The sequence below is a fragment of the Acinetobacter sp. TUM15064 genome, assembly GCF_008980265.1.
Lineage (GTDB): Bacteria > Pseudomonadota > Gammaproteobacteria > Pseudomonadales > Moraxellaceae > Acinetobacter.
In genome coordinates, this window is record NZ_BKFU01000001.1 from 46249 (window position 1) to 70080 (window position 23832).

Below are 23832 nucleotides of genomic sequence, written 5' to 3' on the forward strand. Positions count from 1 at the left end.
AAAAAAATTCAACTTAAAAAACAGATTTCAGCTTGTCATTGAGTCCAGACCAAGCACGCCCAACGCGTTTGAATAGCGATAGTTTTTCTGTATCTTCAGGCTCAACAATCGTTTCTTGTGTTTCACTTTGACTAAACATCAACAAACCCGCTGCTGTGGCATACTGCGAACGACGTAATGCTGCAATATTTTGCTCGTCTGCTGTCACATGCACAGGCGGATTACCCAAATGTGCTGATACGCCCAACATACGACGTGCCAACGTCACCATGCCTTCAATTTGGTTGGCATCACCGGTTAGGACCACACCATGATACAAACCATGGATTGCACCATTCCGCTCAAGTTCTTGGCGTACTTGACCTAAGATTTCCTCATAACGTGCAACCACAATCTCAGTCAACTCAATACGGCTAATCGTTTGCGGACCATCAATCCCTTGAATCTGAATCATATGGTCTGGTTTAACCGATTTAATATCAACACAACCATAGAGTAGTTTAATTCGTTCCGCTTCTTCAGTGGTTGTTTGTAACACAGCAGCAATATCTCGGGTGACATGCTCACCACCACGCTGTAAAGTATGCGTCAGTGCTAAACGCCCATCTAAATACACCGCAATGTTGGTGGTACCTGCACCAATATCCACTAAACAGACGCCATACTCTTTTTCATCTTTGAGCAGACTTGCTTCTGCCGTTGCCAAACAAGATACGACCAACTTTTCCACCCCGATATTGGCACCTTTAAGTGCGCGATCAAGGTTTTGCATAGTACTAATTGGTAACATCATCAGTTGATAATGACCAATCATACTATGTGCAGACATACGTATTGGGTTCTGTACCCATTCTGGTGAGTCATCTAGCTCAAAGCCCAACGGAACCGCACTGACCAGATAATGATCCGAGGTCATGTGGCTAGCTTTGGCCAACTCTAATGCACGAACCACTTCACTTGTTGTAATTGTATGGTCAGTATTTTCAACTGGTGTTCGTCCCGACGCATAAAAGCTCTTTAACTCTGCACTGGGAATAGATACCCATGCGGAATGGACACGGCATTCGGCCATATCTTCTGCTTCTTGCACGGCATTTTTTATTGCTGTAATGACTTTATCAAGACTTACAATTTTTCCTTTATTCATGCCTCGGTTACGAGCAGTTGCCATTCCTATCACTTGGATATTATCTGGCGCATGTACCTTACCAATCAAAACTGAAACTTTGTGCGTCCCAATGTCAATCGCAACAACTGAGGGAACCGCTTCATTCATTATTTACTACTACCATCACATGTTTGTTTAATTTATGGCTTTATGCCTCTGTTTTAAAGCCAAGTATTATGGCTTTGCTGCCACTCCACCTGCAATGCTTGTGTCATCAATCGTTACAACAAAATGACCATTTGCTATCTTTGGTGCAGCAGTATTCTTCCATTGAATGGCTAAGCCATTCCGATAACGCAAATCAATAGCGGATACTTTGTCCCAAACTGGCTTCAAATCACTTTGAGCCAAATAACTCAAGCGTTGCAGTTTACTCATGGTTTGATCCTGATCTACGATAACACGTAAACCCGAATCGAACTGCATAAACCAAGTCATCCGCTCCGTTAAATATAATTCTTTTAAACGGAGGTTGACTGGTTGGAATAACTGATTAATTTCATTATAACGGCGCATCATCATTTTTGATTGACTGATTGGGCCGTGCAATAACGGTAAATTTTGATTATTTTTCAGTGTCACTTCGCTAAACACATCACCACTATCACTTAAGAGACGCCCTGTCCCCCAACGTGCAATAGCATGCTTTGGCATGACACGAACGCGAATCGCATTCGGCCACGCACGCGAAACCACTACACGATCAATCCAAGCCAACTCTAAAGTTCGATCGCGAATGTCTTCTAAATCTGAGGTGAAATAGTTATGGGTGATGGTCGGTGACACATGCCCCATAACCTGACTCTTTTCCGCATCAGAACGCACACCAACCACATCGAGTTCAGCCACACGTGCATCTGTCATGACTTGATATAAGCCATAAATACCAACCAACAAGACCGCTATTGCAACGACCAACATCACCCAACCACCAAAATTCGCAAGCTTTTCCTTACGCGTTGGTGGTTTATCGTGTATCGACGTAATCGCTGCGCGTTTGCGGCGCATAGAAGCTGGTAATTGCGCCATTTAGTGAGTCGCACCTGTCAGTGTTTGCTCTAAAATTTGCACACAAAGCGCATCGAAGCTGTAACCCACTGCATTTGCCGCTTTCGGTACCAAAGAGTGACTGGTCATACCCGGTACCGTGTTCACTTCAAGGAGCCAAAAGTTGCCTTGCTCATCTTGCATCGCATCAATACGGCCCCAACCACTTGCACCTACCGCTTGGAATGCACGAAGGCAAAGCGCTTGCAACTTTTGCTCTTCTTCAATGCTTAAACCGCACGGAATTCCGTATTCCACATCATTACGTTGATATTTTGCTTCATAGTCATAAAACGCCACATCCGCAGGCGGTTGCAGGCGAATCACAGGCAACGGTTGACCGTTTAAGAATGAAATGGTGAACTCACGTCCCGTAATCCATTTTTCAGCCATCACCACAGCATCGTGTTGCGTCGCTTTGGCAATTGCAGCCGCCAAATCTTCTGCTTTTTCAACCTTACTCATGCCAACACTTGAGCCTTCATGTACTGGCTTGATAATCAACGGAAGCCCCAAGCTCGCCACCACTTCAGCCAAATCTGACTCTTGGCTAATAATGCGATAAGGTGCTGTAGGTAAGTCTGAACCCTGCCAAACTTGCTTGGTTTTCACTTTGTCCATTCCGATTGCAGAACCTTGCACACCAGTTCCCGTATATGGAATATTCAACCACTCCAAGACGCCTTGAATTTGACCATCTTCTCCACCGCGACCATGCAACACAATAAACGCACGATCATACCCCACCAATTCGGTCACACTACGTTCTTGCGGGTCAAAAGCTTCAGCATTCACGCCCGAACGAACCAATGCGTCAAGTACAGCAGTACCACTATCTAGAGAAACCTCACGCTCAGCAGATTTACCACCAAGCAACACAGCAACTTTGCCGAATTTTGAAGCATTTGACACGTTGATATCCTTAAACTTTATAACTGTTTTATTGATTGAGTAATCACAAAGCGTGATTATTTTAAATACAAATGATTGTTTGCCAGCTCAATCGAGATAGCACCCACATTACCTGCGCCTTGCGTCAATAACAAGTCATCTGCTTGTAACACTTTTTTCAAGGCATGTTGCAGATTACCTTCAACGGGATCAATCAAGATCGGCTCTACATCGCCACGTAACCGAATACTACGTGCCAGTGAACGACTATCTGCGCCGACAATCGGTTTTTCACCCGCAGGATAGACCTCAAGCAGCAACAACTGATCGACATGTGACAGTACATCCACAAAGTCATCGAAACAGTCACGAGTACGGCTAAAACGGTGCGGTTGGAACATCATCACTAAACGACGGTCTGGATGGCTTGCACGTGCAGCTTTAATGGTCGCTTCGACTTCTTTTGGATGGTGACCATAGTCATCCACCAATTTCACATTGCCACCTTCAATGTCAAATTCGCCCTGTACTTGGAAACGACGACCCACACCGCTGAAACTTTCCAACGCACGAGCAATCGCAGCATCAGATACACCTTCATCGGTCGCAATCCCAATCGCTGCTAGTGCATTTAAAATATTATGCAAACCTGGCAAATTGATGGTTAAACGCAAAGGCTCACGATCTTTACGCAAGACGGTAAAGTGCGACTGCATACCTTCTTGTTCAATATCAACGGCACGAATGTCATTGTCTTCATTAAAACCATAGGTGATCAATGGACGACCAATACGTGGCATGATTTCACGAATGTTGGCATCATCGCCACACACCACAGCCAAGCCGTAAAATGGAAGTTTTTGTAAGAACTGTACAAAAGTATCTTTTAAAACATCGAAGCTACCGCCGTAAGTGTCCATGTGGTCTGCATCAATGTTGGTCACGATGGTGGCCATCGGTTGCAAATGCAGGAATGAAGCATCTGATTCATCCGCTTCAGCCACGATAAAACGACTCGCACCGAGCGCAGCATTCACACCAGTACGGTTCAATAAACCACCAATCACATAGGTTGGATCAAGGTTTTCTTCTGCCAACATACAAGTGACTAGGCTTGTGGTCGTGGTTTTACCATGCGTTCCCGCAACAGCAATCCCATGACGGTAACGCATCAGCTCACCCAGCATTTCTGCACGGCGGACCACTGGTGTACGGGTTTCAAGTGCTGCTTTGATTTCAGGGTTTTCAGCATCAATCGCAGTTGACACCACAATCACGTTGGCACCTTGAATATTTTCAGCCGTATGACCGATATAAACTTTGATGCCATTTTCTTCAAGCTGTGCTGTTGTCTTTGACGCCTTGATATCCGAACCTGAGACTTTATAGCCTTGGTTCTTGAGCACTTCTGCAATACCACACATGCCCGCACCACCAATTCCAATAAAATGGATGTGCTTAATACGACGCATTTCTGGCACTTTAATAAGTTTTTTTGCTTGATCAGCAGGTGTAGATGGTGACATAAAATACTCGGTTTACAATGCTTGAATTAAACGAACCACTTGTTGGGTTGCATCGGGTTGTGCTTGCTGACGTGCTTTAACTGCCATTTCAGACAATAACTGACGGTTCATCAAGGGTAATAATAATTCTTTTAAACTTTCGGACGTCATACTTGCTTGTGGGCAAATTTTGGCTGCACCGATATTGGCTAAAAACTTTGCATTGGCCGTTTGGTGATCATCCACTGCACTCGGCAGCGGAACAAACACTGCAGCCACACCAGCAGTGGCAATCTCAGTCACGGTTAACGCCCCAGCACGGCAAATAATTAAGTCAGCATCGCTATAGGCTTGAGCCATATCTTCAATAAAAGGTTGAACCTCAACTTGAAGCTGTTCAGGTGCATCGGCATAGCGCGCTTGTGTCGCCTCTGCATGGTTTTGACCACACTGATGATAAACGCTTAAAGGCACATTGAGTTGCTTCAAGGCTTCAGGAATGCGTTCATTTAATGCTTGTGCGCCCAACGAACCGCCAACAATTAAGATACGCAGTGGCACGCCAGCTTTTTGACGCTCTTGATAGCGCCAAGACGGATTTAAAATTTCCGTAATTTCTTTGCGGACTGGATTACCCGTGGTCACAATTTTATCTTGTACAGCAAAGGTATTTGGAAAAGCTTGACATACTGTTTTTGCAATACGTGATAGCTGCGTATTGGTAAAACCCGCAATCGCATTTTGCTCATGAATAATCACTGGAATACCCAGTGCACGCGCAGCCAATCCACCCGGTCCAGCAACATAGCCCCCAAAGCCTGCAACCGCATCGACTTTGAGCTGCTTCATATAGCGCATTGCGCTTAGCGTGGCTTTTAAAATTTTAAAGGGTGCCAATACTTTGCGGACTAAGCCATTGCCACGCACACCTTGAATGTCAATTTGATAAATCGGGATATCGTGATTTTTAAGTAGGCGATTTTCCATACCTGTAGGCGTAGCAAGCCATGAGACTTGGCAGCCTTGTTGCTGTAATTCCTTAGCCACAGCAAGTGCTGGAAAAACATGCCCACCCGTTCCGGCAGCCATCATCATTACATGTTTCGGCTTTGTTTGTGTTGCTTCGGTCACAGTCTAATTCTTCAATTCTAAAATATGGAAACAAAATTCAATTTTAAGCGATCAATTGTAATCACAAACGCATAACCGCGAAAGATTATTTACTTTTTTTCAACAGGCATTTGATTGTTTTTTTCTACTGATTTTCGAGTTTAAACTAGATTTGTTATCAGATATACATTTTTACTCAAACTACCACACACATTTAAGCTCGACAGCACCATGTTTTATATCTAAAAATAAAACATTGAAGATGATTTTAATCAATTATTTAATATAACTCTAAAAGAATGGGAACCTCATTTTTAGCAAATAGAAATACCCTCTGAGCTGAAACATTTGAACAGAATGAAAATTTGTAATGCCATGTAGCACTGTGTGATTTATCTTCAACCCAATTTATACACTTTGCGGTAAGCCATGTCCTTATTTCAAAACTTGCCTATTCATTGAAATAAAAAAGGAACCTTTTCAGGTTCCTCTTTCTGTGGATTTAGCTGGCTTTACCTGCTTCCAAGACATCAAATAAAGTATCGGCAATCGAAGTACCAAATTGTGCATCAATCTCACGAATACAGGTTGGGCTAGTCACATTAATTTCGGTCACATAGTTGCCAATCACATCGAGTCCAACAAAAACCAAACCTTTTTCACGTAAGAAGGGTCCCACTTTCGCGGCAATCGCCTTATCATTTTCAGTCAAGGGACGGGCTTGACCCAAACCACCTGCAGCCAAGTTCCCACGCACTTCACCGTTTTGCGGAATACGCGCCAAACAGTAGGGAATCGGTTCACCATTGATCAGCAAGATGCGTTTATCTCCTTCAACAATTTCAGGAATATACCGCTGCGCCATAATCGGACGTGTACCCATTTCAGTCAGCATTTCTAGAGTTGAGCCGATGTTCACACCATCTTGATATAAGCGGAAAATTCCCATGCCACCCATCCCATCGAGGGGCTTCACAATCACATCACCATGTTCTTTGATAAATTCACGGATCAGGCTTTGTTGTGAAGTCACCAGTGTAGGGACTTGGAGTTCTGGGAACTGCGTGGCAAACAATTTTTCATTACAATCGCGTAAAGACTGTGGCTTATTGATAATCCACGCGCCTTCACGTTCCGCTTGTTCCAAAATATAAGTGGTATACACAAAGTTCATGTCGAACGGTGGATCTTTACGCATCAAGATCACATCGTAATCCGCCAAGGACTCTTTTTGTGGTTCGCCCAAATCATAATAATGATCGTAATCTTCAAACACTTTTAAGGGAGAAATCAGACCAAAGGCTTTGCCTTGGTCGATATATAAATCGTGTTGTAATGCATAACCCAGCTCGTGCCCGCGACGGCTTGCTGCCCATAACATTGCCATCGTAGAATCTTTTTTCAGATTCACCGTTTCAATCGGGTCCATCACTACCAGTACACGCATAAGTCTCACGCTCATATTTTTAAAACTTGGCAAAAAGTATAGCGAAGTTTTCAGCTTTGGGCACAACAAGTTGTGTATTAATTAAATATTAAAAAATCTATTTTATTCAATTAGCTACAATACATTAGCATTATTAAATAAATTCAAAGTGCTTACTTGGTGGAAAGAAACAGTAAATCTACTGCTATTTCCACCTTCCTCGCAAATGGCTTCAACTTAAGCCAAAAGGCGTTGAATATCCTGAGCAATTTTTTCAGGTTTAACGATCGGCGCATAACGTTTCACCACCTGCCCTTTTTGATTAATCAGAAACTTGGTGAAATTCCATTTGATCCTTTGGCTGCCTAAAATGCCTTTCGCCTCAGACGTTAAATACTGATACAGCGGATGCGCAGTAGGACCATTCACATCAACCTTAGCAAACATCGGGAAAGAAACCCCATAATTACGCTGACAAAAACTGCCGATCTCTTCATTACTCGCAGGGTCTTGCTGCGCAAATTGGTTACATGGAAAACCTAAAACTAAAAGACCTTGTTGTTGGTAGTCCTGATATAACTGTTCCAAACCTTCAAATTGTGGGGTTAAACCACATTGGCTCGCGGTATTCACCACCAATAAAACTTTGCCCTGATAGTCGGCTAGATTTTTTTGCTCGCCTTCCAACAGCTCGGCCTGAAAATCATAAATTGTCATCATTACATCTCTTCCATTCATCAAAATATCATTCGTTAAAGTCGCTTCAAGGGTTGACCTATAGCGGCAAACAATATTGCACACAATTAACTTGTGTGCAAGTTTATTACACGCAATATACTTCCACTTCCATTTCATTTATACTGTTTTCTAACTACTAATCCTCAAGGACATGCAACATGGCTGACACCCCACTTTTAGAAAACCGCGTGTGTTTTGCCATGTATTCCGCAACCAATGCCATGGTCCGTCAATACCGCCCACGCCTACAAGCCTATGATCTGACCTATCCGCAGTTTATTGTTTTATTGGCTCTATATGAGCAGGACAATGTGACGTTGACTGAAATTGGACAAAAAACTTTTTTTGACTCAGGCACCTTAACCCCCATTATTAAGAAGCTAGAAGAAAAACAATTTTTAAAGCGTGTCGCAGTCAAGGAAGATGAACGTATGAAAAAAGTCGTGCTTCTGGAAAAAGCACTCCTAGCTAAAGACAAAATTATGGCGATTCCATTTGAACTGGCATGTTCTTTAGGTCTAGATCCTCATGATTTGGCGACTATCCATCAACTGTGTCAGCGTTTTTTAAATGGTTTGGAACAGACCCAACACGCTGGTCGAGATGCTTAATGCAACAAGCGATTATTGGTTTTCATCTCGATGAAGAACATCATTGGGTAGCTGAGCTTGCCTGCGGTCACACACAGCATGTCCGCCATACGCCACCATGGCAAAACCGCCCGTGGGTACTAACTGAGCACGGACGCCAAGAAAAAATCGGCGTTCTTTTAAACTGTAAGAAATGTCTGGAAAACCCTGTTCAATAACGCTTTTCCAATGTCCTTCTGATTTTAAATTTATTACTTATCAACTAATTAAAATAATTAAACAGCACCTTTAGCCATTCTTTTAAACCCAATCCAATTATGTAGGAAAAATGAATTTTCCACGAAGTCTTGTTCATTTTTAGTAAATGATTATAATTCTCACTTTTATTACCCATTTAATCTCTCTGAGCCTTCCCCATGACCAAACTTCAAGCCTACCCACTCCGTGGCTCCGCTCTATTCAAATATAGCTTACTCAGCTTTATGATTTTAAGTGCACATGCAGCCTATGCAGATGAAGCAACACTACAAAATAATGAGAACCCACCCTCTCAAGCGATGACAAACAAATCGGGCACAGCAGCAGTTCTACCCACCTTAAAAATTGAGGCAATGAGTGAACTTGATCCAATTAAAAGCTATGTCGATTATGATCAGGCCAATGTCACCCGTAATGGTCTAAAGAAAAAAGACATCCCTCAAACCATTGACACCATTGATGTACAGAAATATAAAATCTACGGCTCTAATGACCTCAGTGTGATGCTACAAGGCACACCAGGGGTATCCACCAGCTATGATATGCGCGGTGATGGCATTACCCTTCGAGGTTTCTCTGCCGACTCGGGTGATATTTACCGTGATGGGATTCGTGAAAGTGGTCAAGTCCGCCGTAGCACAGCCAATATTGAACGGATCGAAATTTTAAAAGGCCCTGCCTCGGTGTTATATGGTCGTAGCGCGGGCGGTGGTGTAGTCAACATGGTCAGTAAATACGCCAATTTTGACTCGAAAAGCTCAGTCGGTACCTATGTCGGTTCATATGACACTTATGGCGCAACAGCAGATATTAACCAAGTATTAAATGACAATTGGGCTGTCCGTTTAACAGGTGAATACGGTGAAGCAGATAGTTTCCGTTCAGGCATCGACAGTAAAATTGAGATGATCTCGCCAAGTTTCACGTATAAAAATGATGAAGAAACCCTCACGTGGACCACACAATATACCTATGACAAATTAGCGCGAGTACCTGACCGTGGTCCAAGTTATAGTATCTTGCCTAGTGGAACATCCATTAAAACCGGCTTTGCACAAAATGGCGATTATGTCGACGATGTATTACAAGTCATTCGCTCAGATTTAAGCTATGAATTTGCGCCAAATTGGATTTTCCATTGGGCTGCAAGCTATAGACAAGCAGAACAAAATTTTGATCATTTTTATTTAGGTGGATACTGTGCAACAGCGACTACTGTAATCCGTAATGCAGGTACATGCCAAGGTCATGTAGGTGACATCTCTCAAATTTATTATTGGCAACAAACAGACAATAAAACTACCAGCAACACCTTTGATATTAAAGGTGAATTCAATACAGGATCAATTAAACACAATCTTGTATTCGGCAGTGACTGGAGCTATGAACAACGAGAACCACGCTTAGCCAATACCAACCAAAACGGTTCTGCAATTTATGGTTATGTAGACCCAATCACAGGTGAGCGCCAATCTAGTCGTGGTACAGGCCCACTTAAAATCAGTCAACACAATTATAATCAAGGCACAAGTTTAGGCTTCTTTGCCCAAGACCTAATCAGCTTGAATGAACAAGTCAAAATCATGCTTGGTATGCGCTACGACAGCTATGATTTTTCTACCACCAATAAACTACCAAATGTCGCTGCAGATAAACGTAAACGATCTATTAATGATGATTCATTTAGCCCAAATGTCGGCGTAGTCTGGCAACCGAATGAACATCAAAGTCTGTATGCATCATACAGCAAAAGTTTTGCGCCCTTTGGCGGCTCTATGGGTGTCAATCCAATTTCATCAGCAAGCCAAGATATGAACATCTTTAATGCTGAGCCACAATATAACGAACAATACGAAATGGGAGTCAAAAGTGATTGGTTCGATGAACGCCTCAATACCCAGTTCTCTGTTTATGACATTCGTAAAAAGAATATCCGTTACCGTCCAGACCCAGATGTTCCAGACGTATGGGCTGTGGGTGGCGAACATCAATCCAAAGGCTTAGAATTTAGCTTTATTGGTCGCGTATTGGATAATCTTTTTGTCCGTGGTGGTTATGGTTACACCGATGCTCAAGTCAAAAAGGACAAAGAAAAGCCTGAAAATGTAGGAAATACTCTTTCTAATACCTCTAAAAATACAGGCAACCTGTTTGTGCGCTACTTACCTACCGAAAAGCTCTATGGTGAAGTTGGTGTAACGTATGTTGGCTCTTACTATCCGAACATCAATAACTTGACCAAGATGGATGGTTTCAATCGTGTCGATGCCGCGATTGGTTATAGTGCTGATCCATGGAACCTAACCTTAGCTGTCAGCAACCTGACCAATAAAGAATACTGGCGTTCAGACTCTATGCCAGGTACACCACGTAGCTTCTTGATGCGTTTAAACTACCAGTTCTAAACTGCCTTCAATAAAGTTTTAACTCAAGCGGAACAGGTCACTGTTCCGTTTTTTTATGCTTGCCGAAGGACGACTGAGCCAATCCATACACACTTTGAGCCTTTTGTTATAAAGCGCAAGAAACGGATTTTCAGGCCTCACTCGATTTGTTACTGTTTTCTTAAGTTAAATGATTTCCGTGAGTAATCATGACAGAACATACCAACTACAAACGTGTGGCAAGGGCGATTGAATACATTGAACAAAACTTCAAACAGCAACCCAGTTTGACCGAAATTGCAGAACACGTACATTTAAGTCCTACACATTTTCAACGCATATTTACCGAATGGGCAGGCGTCAGTCCAAAGAAATTTTTGCAGTATATTAGTGTGGAATATGCCAAGTCTGTTTTGAAAAACCACACAGAACATAATATTTTTGCAGCAACCTTTGACACGGGCCTTTCTAGTACCAGCAGATTGCATGATTTATTTGTTCAAATCGAAGGTATGACGCCCGCAGAATACAAACATGGCGGTGAAGCACTCCACATTCACTATAGCTTTGCCGAAACCATTTTTGGCTCAGTCATGATTGCCTCAACCCCTAAAGGCATTTGCCATATGGCCTTTACCGAAACAAATCAAGATGCATTGATCTATCTAAAAACACAGTTCCCACGCGCGACATTTATTGAAGATCAGGATGAATTACAACGTAAAGCGCTCGCAATTTTTCAGCAAGATCAAAACAGCCTATCAGAGATTAAACTGCATCTGAAAGGTACCGACTTTCAGCTCAAGGTTTGGCAAAGTCTGCTTAAAATCCCCATGGGACGGCTCAGCAGTTATGCACATATTGCCCAAGAGATTGGGCAAGAGCGTGCCTCGCGAGCGGTCGGAACAGCAATTGGTAGCAATCCTGTTGCCTTTTTAATTCCCTGCCATCGGGTCATTCTGTCTTCAGGGCAACGTGGTGGCTATATGTGGGGAACAACACGTAAAACTGCGATGATTGGCTGGGAAGGTGCGCATAGCCAAACATCAACCGAAAAAGAGAGCGAATAAAAAAAGGAAGCAGTAGCTTCCTTTTTTTATTTCAACGTTCAGACGCCATATTTCACACGGTAGGCTTCCATTTTGGCTAACGCTTCAGTCTCACCTTTAGCCTCTAAATAATTCATCAAATCTTTCATGGTCACCAATGCATGTACAGGAATTTCCAACTCTTTTTGCACTTCTTGGATCGCAGACAAATCACCTTGACCTTTTTCTTGACGGTCTAATGCCACTAACACGCCTGCAATCTGCGCACCTGCATTTTTCAAAATGGTGACCACTTCACGGATCGCTGTGCCCGCAGTAATCACATCGTCAATAATCCAGACTTTTTTGCCTGCAACAGATGCACCAACCAAGACCCCGCCTTCACCATGATCTTTGGCTTCTTTACGGTTAAACCCCCAAGGCACACTCACACCATGGTTTTGCGACAACGCCACAGCTGTCGCTGCAACAAAAGGAATTCCTTTATATGCAGGACCAAAAACCACCTCAACATTGTTGCATTCTGTCAGTTTGGTTGCATAGCCAGAAGCCAAGAGAGACAAGGCTTCGCCGTCATTGAGTAGACCTGCATTAAAAAAATAAGGACTCACACGACCCGATTTTAAAGTAAACTCACCAAATTTAAGCACGCCACGTGATAATGCGAGTTCGATAAAAGCTTGAGGGTTAAATGTCGCTTGCGTTGTCATGCGGTGCTCCGAATTTTCAAATTGAGGTAAGACTTGCGCATGATACCAAAGAGTAGCTATCCAAGTGATCAAAAAATTTTACGTGTGGTTTCAATTAACGTAAATGGTCTACGTTCTGCAGAAAAAAAAGGAATTTTTGATTGGATCTCCACATCAGATGCTGATGTGATTTGCATGCAAGAATCTCGTATCACTCACGAACAATGGACGGATAAATTTAAACCTGAAGGTTGGCATACCCACCTGTTCCCTGCCGAACGTCCAGGTTATGCAGGCACTGCCATTTATAGCCGTCTACCCTTTGTTTCAGTCACGGATGGGCTTGGTTTTGAATTGGCCGATTCTCAAGGTCGCTTTATTTCCGCTGAATTTGACTTAGGTTTAGGCCAAACCGCACATATTTGTTCACTCTATTTACCCTCGGGTTCTTCTGGCGAAGAAGCACAAGTACGTAAAGATCACTTTTTAGAAGAATACAAACAAATTTTGAAACAATGGCGTGAAGAAAATAAGTCCGTGATTGTCTGTGGTGACTACAACATCGTGCATAAACGCATCGACATTAAAAACTGGTCAGGCAATCAAAAAGCCTCAGGCTGTTTACCGCATGAGCGTGCTTGGCTTGATCACATTTATGATGAACTTGGCTATGTCGATACTTTCCGTGAAGTTCGTCAAGAAGCAGAACTTTATTCATGGTGGTCAAACCGTGGGCAAGCCCGTGCCAAAAATGTGGGTTGGCGGATTGACTATCAAGCTTGCTCCCCTGACTGGAAAGCCCGTACAGTCAATGCTTGGGTCTATAAAGAGACTTGGTTTAGCGATCATGCACCCGTTATTATTGACTATCAAATCTAGTGAAATATCCACTTTTCACCCATACTCAGTGAACAAGTGTTTACTGAGTATGGGTTTTTAACTTACATTATCTGCCGTTTTTTGAGTCTTTTTCTGATCAATCAATCAGTGCATTATGTTTCCACGGCAAAGGGACGATGTCAGGATGACAGCACAAGGACAGGAAGCCGTAGGATGAAATTGAACAAGCTATAGTTTTAGTTTGCTCTCAAGGATGTGACAATGGACGTTGTAATGAGACCCGCATGATCAGGATGATTAAATGCGGGTTTTCTCTTTTTTAGTCTCTTCTTTTTTAATTATTATTCTTAGATTAGCATTTTAACAATTCTCTTCTTCTTGATTTCTATTTTAAATACCTTTTATGACAAACACATGACGTTTTCAGATTAAAACACGGCACTAGAGCCATCCTCTTTTTTCAGCTACTCTAAACCCAGATTAAAAGCAAAAGGGTTTCCCATGTTGAAGGTTTATGGCATTAAAAATTGTAACTCGATGAAGAAAGCATTCGACCTACTGAGTGAATTAGGTTTGGCCTATGAATTTCATGATTATAAAAAGCAAGGGATTGATGCTATAACCGTAAAAACATGGCTGGATCAACTAGGTGCTGATCTCGTTCTGAATAAAAAAGGCACCACTTGGCGTAAACTGACCGAAGCAGAACAACAGACCGCTTTAGCTTCAGAGCAAGGGTTGATTGATGCACTCACCACTCACCACAGCCTGATTAAGCGCCCTTTCATTGCGACAGCAAATGGTTTCGTTGTGGGTTTCGATGAAGATGCGATTCGCGCCTTAAAGGCATAACAAAAACAAAAAAGCCGAGCAATTGCTCGGCTTTTTTAGACTATATATTAATTCACACGAATCCATGTTTGGTTACGACCTAAAGCAGCAACGCCAAGATAACCACGGAGTTCAAGCTTTTTACCCCCCGAAGTTAACTCACCTTTTAAGCTGTAAGTTTTACCATTTTTCGGATCCAAAATTTTACCATCATCGTATTTTGTACCACCGACATTTTTTAGACCATGTACGATTGTCAAACCTTTCAATGATTTGTTTTTATACGGACCTTCACATTTCGTACATGCATTTTCTTCACCAGGTGTCAAAATGCTTTGAATACTGCCAGTTAAAGTTCCATTTTTCTGCTCAGTGAATTTCACAACCGCACGCGGTTGCTTCGTTTTGTCATCAATCGTTTTCCAAACTGTGCCATTAAGTGGATCTGCTGCGTGAGTTAGAGCGGCCAATCCCAGTACGCTTAATGCAAGTGCAATTTTTTTCATTTTTTGTCATTTCCCTAGTCTAGTATAGACGACTATCATTATTAAAAAGTCACAACAATTTTTCAATTTTTCAATGTGACTAATTAGTGTAACCTTGTAAATTATGTTGGTAAATACACAAACTCAAGGTAAAACAAATAATAAAATGGAATAACTATGAAGATTGCCGATCCATGGAAACAAATTATTACAGAGCAGTTTTTAAAAACCACGATTCGAACCCCGAGTCGATTTAGCCTCTCTCCCAGTAGTCAGCGTTTTCTCATTGAACAAATGTGTCGTGCATTCCCACTCAATAAATCCGTTCAAATCCGCCCTCTGCGTCTTGCAGGCTTGCGTGCGGAAGAACTGAAAGCTGAAACCGAGGCCACTCAGCTCATTTTGCACATTCATGGCGGGGCTTTCTTTTTAGGTTCAATGAATACCCACCGCGCATTTGTCTCAGACCTTGCTGCAAGCACGCACATGCAGGTGATCCATCTGGATTATCCTTTGTCACCTGAGCATCCTTATCCTGAGGCCATTGATGCACTATTAGATGTATACCAAGTTTTATTAGCACAAGGGATACAAGCCAAAGACATTATTTTATCTGGCGATTCTTGTGGTGCAAATCTAGCATTGGCTTTAGCACTGCGTATTCGCGATGAACAACTCTCACAGGTTAGTGGACTCATTCTACTCTCGCCTTTCTTGGACTTAAGTTTAACCAGTGAATCTATTCGCTATAACCGCCAGTTAGATGCGCTGTTATCCATTGAAGCCCTTGAAACAGGCATCGAGTACTATCTACCCAAGCAAATTGATTCTGCTGACCCACTTGTCTCTCCATTATTTGATGATTTATCCGATCTGCCTCCGACTCTCGTGCAAGTCGGTTCAAAAGAAATTCTGTTAGATGATGCACAACGGTTTAGAGATAAAGCAACAAAAGCCGGTGTGGACGTGACCTTTAAACTCTACACGGGCATGTGGCATAACTTCCAAATGTTTAATGCATGGTTTCCCGAAGCCAAAATGGCCTTGGACGATATTGCCACTTTTGCTCAATCACTCGACCAAGACTAGATATCATTAGTTCAAGAAAAAAAGGTCAGCCTAAGGCTGACCGAGTGAGGAATCATGAAACTGCTTTTTATTGTGATTAGATGGTTTTTACCTGTGCCAATGCCGCTGTAATGGCTTGATCTTTCAACTCTGGCCCCATATTCACACCCTCTGCACGAATGATTTCAACATCTGTCACACCAGTAAAGTTAAACACTGTTTTCAAAAAACCTTCTTGGAAATCAACAGGGCTGTTGTCGCCATAAACACCACCACGACTACTGGCGATATATGCTTTTTTGTCACCAGCCAAACCTACAGGACCATTTTCTGTATATTTAAAAGTACGACCAGCAACACTAATGCGGTCAATCCATGCTTTTAATGTTGAAGTAATCCCGAAGTTATACATTGCTGCGCCAATCACCACGACATCTGCATCGAGGTACTGTTGAATAATGCGTTCACCTAAAGCCGATTGCTCTGCATTTTGCCCCATCAAGATTTCCGCATCCAAATGTGGAATTGGTTGTGTCGCCAAATCCAAATACTCAACTTGGGCTTGAGGATGCTTTTCTATAAGTTGCGACACAATGGCTTGGCTTAACTGACGAGACACAGAAGCATCAGACATAATACTTGAATCAATGTGTAAAACTTTCATGGGATATTCCAGACTAATCTTTCTTTAATAGGAGCATATTAAAAGAATTGCCCTACCAGAATAATGCACTTCAGTAAAACACTATGTTTCAAAAATAGAACACTTTTCCCTTTTTGTAGGGATGTTTTTACTATGATTTTAGGTGCTATCTTGTATTTCAATTTTAAAATTAATGATAATGATATTTAAATTAAAAAATAATACGAAAATAAAAGGATAAGAATATTGAATGAATTCACTAGCCGTTGCCTCTAAAAAATTAACGAAAAATAAACTTTCTCGCTATCTACTTGAAGAGGAAGTCATTATGAATTGGAGTACATTGAAAAAATGTATTCTGATGCTTATTTTAGCCTGTACCATCCATATTGCTTGGCTAGGCTGGGATACGTTTATTCTAATGAACCCTCAATACTGGCAGGTGGTCAATATCGAGTTTGTTCGCATTCAATTTGTGCTGAATTCTATTTTTTGTTTGGTGCTCTTAGGGCTGATTTACCCCTGCTATGCTTTACAGGATCGCGCATGGGTGCAACGCTTTTTACCTTATGTCGCCATCGGTATCTTTGTGATTTCACTTTGCCAAGACAGCTATTTTGTTGGGGTTTTAAGCCCAATGACCATGATTGCCTACATTTGTTTACTGACGCTGGGTTTAGTGCTGTTTAAACGCAAAATTATTTATATGATGCTAATTCCTGCCACGAGTTTTTTAGTTTTTTCAGGATATCTGAGTTTTATTGACGTTGTCCCTTACTCCCCTCTTTTTATCATTGATGGGAAGCTTTTTCTTAATGGCTTCTGGTTATTTTCGATGTTGTATTTCATTACTCCGATCTTAATCACTTGCTTAATTTTATTTGAAATTTTACTTAGCCAGTGGCGTCATCGTGAACAACAGATCCAAAGTTTAAGTCAGATTGATCCCCTCACCAACACGCTTAACCGACGCAGTATTAGCCAAAACTTAGAAAACTTAGGTCATGAGAAACATTCTCCTTATGCAATTGTGCTACTAGATCTCGATCTGTTTAAAAATATCAATGATCAGTTCGGACACCATATGGGAGATGCAGTTTTAATTGCAGTCGGTCAAAAATTGAGTGAGCATTTACGTGAACAGGATATCGTAGGTCGCTATGGTGGCGAAGAGTTTATATTAATCTTAAAGCGTTCTTCGCAACATCGTGCGCGCCGTATTGCAGAACGTTGTCGGGCAGCCATTGAATCTTTGGTTATTGAAAATGAAGATGGACGTTCAATTCGTATCACCGCCAGTTTCGGTATTGCCCTATCTGCACATAAATTAAAACCCCAACAATTATTAAACCAAGCTGACAAAGCACTTTATGCAGCGAAAGCCGGAGGACGGAATCAAATTAAATGCTATTTTGAAATCGGTGCTTCTGAAATTGAATACGAGTCCAAATGTCGTGATAACCCTCATATTCCACGTCATTAGACAGCTTCTTCTAATCCAGAATGGATCCAAGCACTGACAGCAGGATGCTTGATTATCTGTTGCATATACTGCTGGCTTTGCTCAGATACGGGCAATGCATAACTCTTGAGACGCATCACCACAGGTGCATAAAAGGCATCGGCTATACAGAAATTGCCAAATAAAAAAGCATGCGCGTCTGCACGTTTAGCCCAAATGTGTTCAATCCGCGCAACATCTGCTCTTAATGCCGCATGCTTCTTCCAAAGTGCTTGACCTTCGGCTGTGCTGTATTGCATCTGAAGATTCATTGGGCACAATTCACGCAGTGCCATAAAACTACTGTGCATTTCACCACTGATGCTTCGTGCTTGCGCTCTTAAGGCTTTAGCTCTTGGCCAAAGTGCTAAGTCTGGATGTTGCTCAGCCAAATATTCACAAATCGCTAAAGAGTCCCAAATTCTAAATTCTCCTACATCTAAAACAGGTACTTGAGCATTGGCATGAATATGGGATAGTTGCTCTTTAAAACTGGGGTTTGTCGCATCAAAGCGAACAAGTACCTCTTCAAAGTCGATGTTAAATGCGGTTAAAACCAACCACGCTCGCATTGACCAACTGGAGGAGTTTTTATTGGCAATATATAAACGTTGCATCACCCTTCTCCCTCAGGTTTAAAAACGTTGTAATTGAGCTAAAAGTTCAGCCTCAGTAAATGCACCTGTTAAACGTAAACCGCGAATTTCTTGTTGTGAGGCATCTAAAAATAAATAGGTGGGTGGCCCTAAAATATCCCACTGGTTTAACAGCACTTGATGGGTTGCATCATAATGACTCAAATCCAGTTTAATTAAATAATACGGCGCAAGTGCCTGTTGTACTGTGGCAGATTTTAAAATACGGTGTTCAATCGGCTGACAGGCAATACACCAATCCGCATAGACATCAATCACGATTTTTTGGCCTTTCGGTGCTTGTGCTAATAACTGCTGAAACTCTGCCGCCGTACTTGCGACATGCCAATGCGCAGAGTCTGTCACTGTTGACTCAAAAAAACGTTGACTCTGTTGATATTGGCTATAGCTAATATAAGACCCGCCAATCAGCAACGCCACGATATATAACACACGTAACTGGGTTTTATTCCACATTAAACGATATAACACATAACCAATAAAGCTTAAGCCTAGGACTAAACTTAGCAGTTGCATCCATGTCTCAGAAAGCATTGGGCGAATAAAATACAGCGCCAAAGCCAACATAATAAAAGCAAATAACACCCGAATTTGATTCATCCATAACCCTGCACGTGGCAAGATTTTAGCCCCCAATATACTGGCAAGCAGAAGTGGCGTTCCCATCCCAAAGCCTAAAGTGAACAATAAAACTGCACCTTGCCACTGGCTTTGCGTTTGTGAAATGAACAATAAAGCACCAGCCAAAGGGGCTGTCATACAAGGGCCAACCAACAAGGCAGAAATCATACCCATGATTCCCGCACTGAGCAGACTGCCCCCTTTTTGCATGGACTGAATATGATCAAGTTTATTGACCAGCACTTGAGGCAGTTTAAGCTCAAATAGTCCAAATAAATTTAACGCGAATAAGACAAAAAGCAGGCTAAAGGCAATGAGGGTTGAAGGCTGCTGCAACCAACGCTGAAAATTCAAACCTGCGGAGGATGCAACCAACCCCAAAATGGCATAAACCATCGCCATGCTGCAGACAAAGACCAAAGCAATCATCCATGCTTTAAGACCTTTACTGTCTCGTATAATGAGAGAAGTTAAAATCGGTAACATGGGTAAAGAACACGGTGTAAACGCGAGTAGGATGCCGAGCCCAAAGAACAGCAATAAGCCATAAGCCAACGAGCTCTTAGCCAATTCCTCTGACCACATTTGGTCTTGGGCTGCGGAATCATCAGCGCTTAATGTTACTTGTTCAGATGTCACATTTGTCTCTAAGGACTGCGCTTGAGTATTCGACTGTGCTGCCAAATCTAACAGCCGTTTTGAACCACTGGCCTGATCTTGCAGGCTGATCAAGCCATTAACATCAGTTTTAAATTCAATGGTTTGCGGTGGATAGCAAATACGATCTTTGGCACAACCCTGCCAAGTCACCTGATAGGTTTGCGAAGCTTGTGTATTTAAATCAAATTGTACGTGTTGATAATAAACTTGGGTATGCCCATAATTTTCATCATATAAATCATGGGCTGGAGGTAGCTCTAACTTAAGCACCTGTCCTGCCTGTTTCACTTCAAATTTGTGCTGATAGATATAATAGTGTTCAGGGATATCCCAATGCAGCTGAGCGCTATGCTCAGTTGTGGACTCCACTGTAAATGGAAACGCATCCTTGGCTGAAAGCAGTGGAGTTTCTGCATGAACGTTTAGAATACTGGCCCAAATACACAGATTGATAATCAATACTGATAGCACCAGATACCACGTTCTTCCGTTCTTCCCCTGTTCCAGATGAAGATGCTTTTCCATAATGTTTTCTTTTTCTAATTAAAATAAGTATGAAATGCCAAGGGCTGAGTAATAGCTTTTATCTGAACCATCTAAGTCAACGCCAACACTTGCATCCAGTTGCATCCGCTGATTGACCGCATACATTAAACCTGTACCCAGCGCATATTCATTGTCTTGGCTTTCTGCTTTACGGTAAACCAATTCAGAGAAGCCACTGAGTTTATCGGTAAATTGGTACTCGAGTGTCGGAATTGCAGAAATTGCCCAATCACTATTTTGAACTTCATAACGCATGGTGATAGATGTTGTCACAAGATCGCTATAATCATAAGACACAGCAGAAGTCAGGCTATAAATATCATCTTCATTGGTGAAACCATCATTGCCTGTAGCAATAACCGCTTCAGCTAATACGGCCATACTCAAACGTTCATCATCCAGTGGAATAGCCGCTTTTACACCCACACTGACATCACCCAAACCATCTGTTTCAGACTTGTTACCCGCCACTTTCACTTGCTGCCACGACGGACCTGCCCAACCCAATTGTAATTCGATGTTTTTTGCTAGACCTGTGCGGAACAACATATCTGCATTTAAGTTGGTGGTTTTTACTTTTTCCCCATCGGCAGTGGTGGACTCAACATAATTTGCATTGGCTAAGCCCTGCTCCCATGCCAACTGACCCACAGGCGTAATGCCAGTGCCCATACCCGAGCCAGGGCGGTCAAAGGAAAAATCTGCAGCCATCGCATTCATACTGAATCCAGCTGTGACACATAAACCCAAATGTTTTAATTTCATCATGATTTTCTCGCTGTTTAGGCTAATTCTTTTGACATTTTTGCACCGTGCTGACGAAGCAACTCTAAAGTTTGCTTTTCTTCAGCTAATGCTTCGGCCCAGTTAATTTCATCAAATTCACAATCAAAGAACAAATCGCTAATCGAAGATAAAATAGTCAAACCATCTTCATCTTTGGTGTTTGGATCGACTTTCTCATCCAATAAGCGTTTGACTGCGGGCGCACATGCAGCACTTGCAGCATCCCAAAGTGGGCCATAAATTTCCTCTGTATCCCACAAATGTAAATTCGCTTTTGCTTGAATTAACTGTTCTAAAATCTCTAAATGTACCGCTAGGCTATCTTGCTTTTCTTGTTCTGATAAAGGTGTACCCGCTTCATACGCTTCGCAAATTGCTTCCCACCATTTAAATAAGCCATCTGACCAAACTGAAATCACAGGTCCTTTTTCAGAGTCAATAAAATTTGGATTTAATCCATCTGCTAATAAACGTTGAACTTGCTGAAGATCTAATTCTTCAAGTGCTTGCACGAAAGCTTGTTGTTGCGCGGTTAACATGGAGAGGACGCTCTTCAATTCAGTTTTATTCTATTATGCCGAATAAACGGAACATTTGTTATCCGTAATGTTGGATAAAAGTGAGTGCCAAACATGAAAAAAGCCCCAAATCTGGGGCTTTTTAAAATTCCGTGAGGTTTATTCTTCCTCATCCTCTAGGCCATCATCCTGATCTGCATAAACAGGTTGCCCAGCACGTGGTTTATCATTCCTTTCAAAGGTATGTTCTAGGCTACGTTTGAGGCGATCAATCGCACCATGAATCGCCGTATCGACATTATGACCTTTATGATTTACAACCACGGGTTTTAAACCTGCAGGACGAGCTTCAATCATACATTGAATGTCGTCATCTCCGCCTTTATGGCTATTGGCATCACTCAGATGCACTGAAAAATGGGTAATACGTTCACTGTGACGTTGGAATTCTTGATTGAGCTCTGCACGTACATAACTAATTAAACGGTCACTATTTTGAATGTTTTTATCTGTACGGATTTCTATGTTCATAAAATAACATCCTCTCTTTATTTGACTCTTTTCTGTGCAAAACTTTTTTATCTTGGCACACTTGTAGCTTACTGTTTTAACAGCATACGACCATCTTCAATTTCTATTGGAAAGCAACCTCCCCTGATTGAATGATGAACACTTTTGAGTCTGCAGATCTGTGTCCTTCTACTTTGAATATCGGGCCTAACTCAAAATTATGCAAGTGATATTTTAAAAAAAATATGAAAAGGATACTTATTGTGACAAGCACTTACTTACGTGGCCAAGAACTCATTGATTCTATTCAAACTTCTGCCTATTCACGTGACCTAATTGGCTATGCAGGAACCCCACCACACGCTCACTGGCCCAATCAAGCACGCATTGCACTACAGTTTGTTTTGAACTATGAAGAAGGGGCTGAAAACCATGTTGAGCATGGTGATGCTGGTTCTGAGCAGTTCCTATCTGAGTTGGTCGGTGCAGCGAGTTTTCCTGCTCAGCATCGCTCCATGGATTCCATGTATGAATATGGCTCACGAGCAGGTTTTTGGCGCATCCATGCGGAGTTTCAAAAACGTGGACTCCCGATGACCATCTTTGGGGTAGGTATGGCACTGGCACGTAATCCACCTATTGTCGAAGCAATCAAACAAGCCCAATACGATGTGGTCTCTCATGGACAACGTTGGTTGCACTATCAAAATGTCGATATTGAAACCGAGTATCAACATATGGATCAGGCCTTGAGCGTACTTGAAACATTATTGGGTCAAACTCCCATCGGCTGGTATACGGGCCGAGACAGCCCCAATACACGTCAATTGCTCGCAGCGTTTCCACAGATTCAATATGACTCGGACTACTATGGCGACGATTTACCGTTTTGGACCACATTAACGCAAACCGATGGCACCACACGTCCGCATCTGATTATTCCCTATACACTTGAATGCAATGATATGAAGTTCAGTTCCGCAGGTGGCTTTAGTACAGGAGAACATTTTTTCCAATATTTAAAGGACAGTTTTGATGTGTTGTATAACGAAGGTGAAAGCAGTCCGAAAATGATGTCGATTGGTATGCACTGCCGTCTTCTCGGTCGTCCGGGTCGCTTTAAAGCCTTACAACGCTTTCTCGATTACGTTCAGAGCCATGAAAAAGTTTGGATCTGTCGTCGCTCAGAGATTGCTGAACATTGGTATCAACATCATGCCCCCAATATGTGAAGCATCATGTAAATAGGAGCCTCTTTTGGGCGTTTATTTAGCTATTTTGGGGTGTAAATTTGTCTGTATTTGGCACTGAT

Annotated in this window: 24 protein-coding genes; 9 read left to right on the top strand and 15 right to left on the bottom strand. The window is 42.2% G+C overall.

Going from position 1 to position 23832, the window contains the following annotated elements:
- Nucleotides 1–13: 13 nt before the first annotated feature.
- From ftsA to GBI16_RS00225, 7 genes are all read right to left on the bottom strand, one after another.
- A complete protein-coding gene (ftsA, locus tag GBI16_RS00195) occupies nt 14–1276 on the bottom strand; it encodes a cell division protein FtsA (RefSeq protein WP_086210263.1) in 1263 nt (420 codons plus the stop codon).
- A gap of 66 nt (nt 1277–1342) precedes the next feature.
- Entirely contained in the window at nt 1343–2197 is an 855-nt protein-coding gene (locus GBI16_RS00200) for a cell division protein FtsQ/DivIB (RefSeq protein WP_151706298.1), read from the bottom strand.
- Nucleotides 2198–3127: a D-alanine--D-alanine ligase gene (locus GBI16_RS00205; RefSeq protein WP_086210265.1), complete on the bottom strand. Its 930-nt coding sequence runs from the start codon at nt 3125–3127 to the stop codon at nt 2198–2200.
- A 56-nt stretch (nt 3128–3183) separates the two neighbouring features.
- A complete protein-coding gene (gene murC / locus GBI16_RS00210) occupies nt 3184–4632 on the bottom strand; it encodes a UDP-N-acetylmuramate--L-alanine ligase (RefSeq protein ID WP_086210266.1) in 1449 nt (482 codons plus the stop codon).
- 12 nt (nt 4633–4644) lie between these two features.
- Complete coding sequence (gene murG, locus GBI16_RS00215) at nt 4645–5742, bottom strand: undecaprenyldiphospho-muramoylpentapeptide beta-N-acetylglucosaminyltransferase (protein ID WP_086210267.1); 1098 nt, start codon at nt 5740–5742, stop codon at nt 4645–4647.
- Nucleotides 5743–6223: 481 nt separating this feature from the next.
- Nucleotides 6224–7168 carry a glutathione synthase gene (gene gshB, locus GBI16_RS00220; RefSeq protein ID WP_086210268.1) on the bottom strand — a complete coding sequence of 315 codons (945 nt, stop codon included), beginning with the start codon at nt 7166–7168 and terminating at the stop codon, nt 6224–6226.
- Nucleotides 7169–7384: 216 nt separating this feature from the next.
- Nucleotides 7385–7867, bottom strand: a complete 483-nt coding sequence (locus tag GBI16_RS00225; RefSeq protein WP_151706299.1) for a glutathione peroxidase — start codon at nt 7865–7867, stop codon at nt 7385–7387.
- Between the two features lie 176 nt (nt 7868–8043).
- Here GBI16_RS00225 and GBI16_RS00230 point away from each other — a divergent pair, with 176 nt between their 5' ends.
- The 4 genes from GBI16_RS00230 to GBI16_RS00245 all read left to right on the top strand — a co-directional run bounded on the left by GBI16_RS00230 (nt 8044) and on the right by GBI16_RS00245 (nt 12187).
- Nucleotides 8044–8496, top strand: a complete 453-nt coding sequence (locus tag GBI16_RS00230) for a MarR family winged helix-turn-helix transcriptional regulator (protein WP_086210270.1) — start codon at nt 8044–8046, stop codon at nt 8494–8496.
- Complete coding sequence (locus GBI16_RS00235) at nt 8496–8693, top strand: DUF3565 domain-containing protein (protein ID WP_110974618.1); 198 nt, start codon at nt 8496–8498, stop codon at nt 8691–8693. Before GBI16_RS00230 ends, GBI16_RS00235 begins: the two co-directional genes overlap by 1 nt.
- 198 nt (nt 8694–8891) lie before the next feature.
- Nucleotides 8892–11138 (top strand): TonB-dependent siderophore receptor, encoded by a 2247-nt coding sequence (locus tag GBI16_RS00240; RefSeq protein ID WP_151706300.1) that lies wholly within the window; start codon nt 8892–8894, stop codon nt 11136–11138.
- Between the two features lie 188 nt (nt 11139–11326).
- Nucleotides 11327–12187: a methylated-DNA--[protein]-cysteine S-methyltransferase gene (locus GBI16_RS00245; RefSeq protein ID WP_151706301.1), complete on the top strand. Its 861-nt coding sequence runs from the start codon at nt 11327–11329 to the stop codon at nt 12185–12187.
- A gap of 38 nt (nt 12188–12225) precedes the next feature.
- Here the strand turns inward: GBI16_RS00245 and pyrE are convergent, their stop codons facing one another.
- Nucleotides 12226–12876 carry an orotate phosphoribosyltransferase gene (gene pyrE / locus GBI16_RS00250; protein WP_086210274.1) on the bottom strand — a complete coding sequence of 217 codons (651 nt, stop codon included), beginning with the start codon at nt 12874–12876 and terminating at the stop codon, nt 12226–12228.
- Between the two features lie 39 nt (nt 12877–12915).
- Between pyrE and GBI16_RS00255 the strand changes: the two genes are divergently transcribed.
- A complete protein-coding gene (locus GBI16_RS00255; RefSeq protein WP_110974615.1) occupies nt 12916–13734 on the top strand; it encodes an exodeoxyribonuclease III in 819 nt (272 codons plus the stop codon).
- A gap of 462 nt (nt 13735–14196) precedes the next feature.
- Nucleotides 14197–14547: a Spx/MgsR family RNA polymerase-binding regulatory protein gene (locus tag GBI16_RS00260; protein ID WP_119063309.1), complete on the top strand. Its 351-nt coding sequence runs from the start codon at nt 14197–14199 to the stop codon at nt 14545–14547.
- Nucleotides 14548–14594: 47 nt separating this feature from the next.
- Here GBI16_RS00260 and GBI16_RS00265 read toward each other — a convergent pair whose 3' ends face one another.
- Complete coding sequence (locus GBI16_RS00265) at nt 14595–15032, bottom strand: DUF2147 domain-containing protein (RefSeq protein WP_086210277.1); 438 nt, start codon at nt 15030–15032, stop codon at nt 14595–14597.
- A 156-nt stretch (nt 15033–15188) separates the two neighbouring features.
- Between GBI16_RS00265 and GBI16_RS00270 the strand changes: the two genes are divergently transcribed.
- Complete coding sequence (locus GBI16_RS00270) at nt 15189–16100, top strand: alpha/beta hydrolase (protein WP_119063310.1); 912 nt, start codon at nt 15189–15191, stop codon at nt 16098–16100.
- Between the two features lie 76 nt (nt 16101–16176).
- On the opposite strand, the gene GBI16_RS00275 is transcribed toward GBI16_RS00270, so the two are convergent.
- On the bottom strand, nt 16177–16743 hold the full coding sequence (locus GBI16_RS00275) for an FMN-dependent NADH-azoreductase (protein WP_119063311.1): 567 nt from the start codon (nt 16741–16743) through the stop codon (nt 16177–16179).
- A 229-nt stretch (nt 16744–16972) separates the two neighbouring features.
- Between GBI16_RS00275 and GBI16_RS00280 the strand changes: the two genes are divergently transcribed.
- Entirely contained in the window at nt 16973–18205 is a 1233-nt protein-coding gene (locus tag GBI16_RS00280; RefSeq protein ID WP_162900248.1) for a GGDEF domain-containing protein, read from the top strand.
- Here GBI16_RS00280 and GBI16_RS00285 read toward each other — a convergent pair.
- From GBI16_RS00285 to GBI16_RS00305, 5 genes are all read right to left on the bottom strand, one after another.
- Nucleotides 18202–18840, bottom strand: a complete 639-nt coding sequence (locus tag GBI16_RS00285; protein ID WP_119063312.1) for a glutathione S-transferase family protein — start codon at nt 18838–18840, stop codon at nt 18202–18204. The genes GBI16_RS00280 and GBI16_RS00285 overlap by 4 nt on opposite strands.
- 18 nt (nt 18841–18858) lie before the next feature.
- Nucleotides 18859–20685, bottom strand: coding sequence for a protein-disulfide reductase DsbD (dsbD, locus tag GBI16_RS00290; RefSeq protein ID WP_151706302.1), 1827 nt, complete (start codon nt 20683–20685; stop codon nt 18859–18861).
- A gap of 18 nt (nt 20686–20703) precedes the next feature.
- Entirely contained in the window at nt 20704–21474 is a 771-nt protein-coding gene (locus tag GBI16_RS00295) for a transporter (RefSeq protein ID WP_119063314.1), read from the bottom strand.
- Between the two features lie 14 nt (nt 21475–21488).
- The gene (locus GBI16_RS00300) at nt 21489–22031 is read right to left on the bottom strand and encodes a hypothetical protein (protein ID WP_086210283.1); all 543 of its coding nucleotides are present in this window, start codon (nt 22029–22031) and stop codon (nt 21489–21491) included.
- 138 nt (nt 22032–22169) lie between these two features.
- Nucleotides 22170–22541, bottom strand: a complete 372-nt coding sequence (locus tag GBI16_RS00305) for an HPF/RaiA family ribosome-associated protein (RefSeq protein ID WP_086210284.1) — start codon at nt 22539–22541, stop codon at nt 22170–22172.
- Between the two features lie 242 nt (nt 22542–22783).
- Here GBI16_RS00305 and puuE point away from each other — a divergent pair, with 242 nt between their 5' ends.
- Nucleotides 22784–23752, top strand: coding sequence for an allantoinase PuuE (puuE, locus tag GBI16_RS00310; protein WP_119063315.1), 969 nt, complete (start codon nt 22784–22786; stop codon nt 23750–23752).
- Nucleotides 23753–23832: the final 80 nt, after the last annotated feature.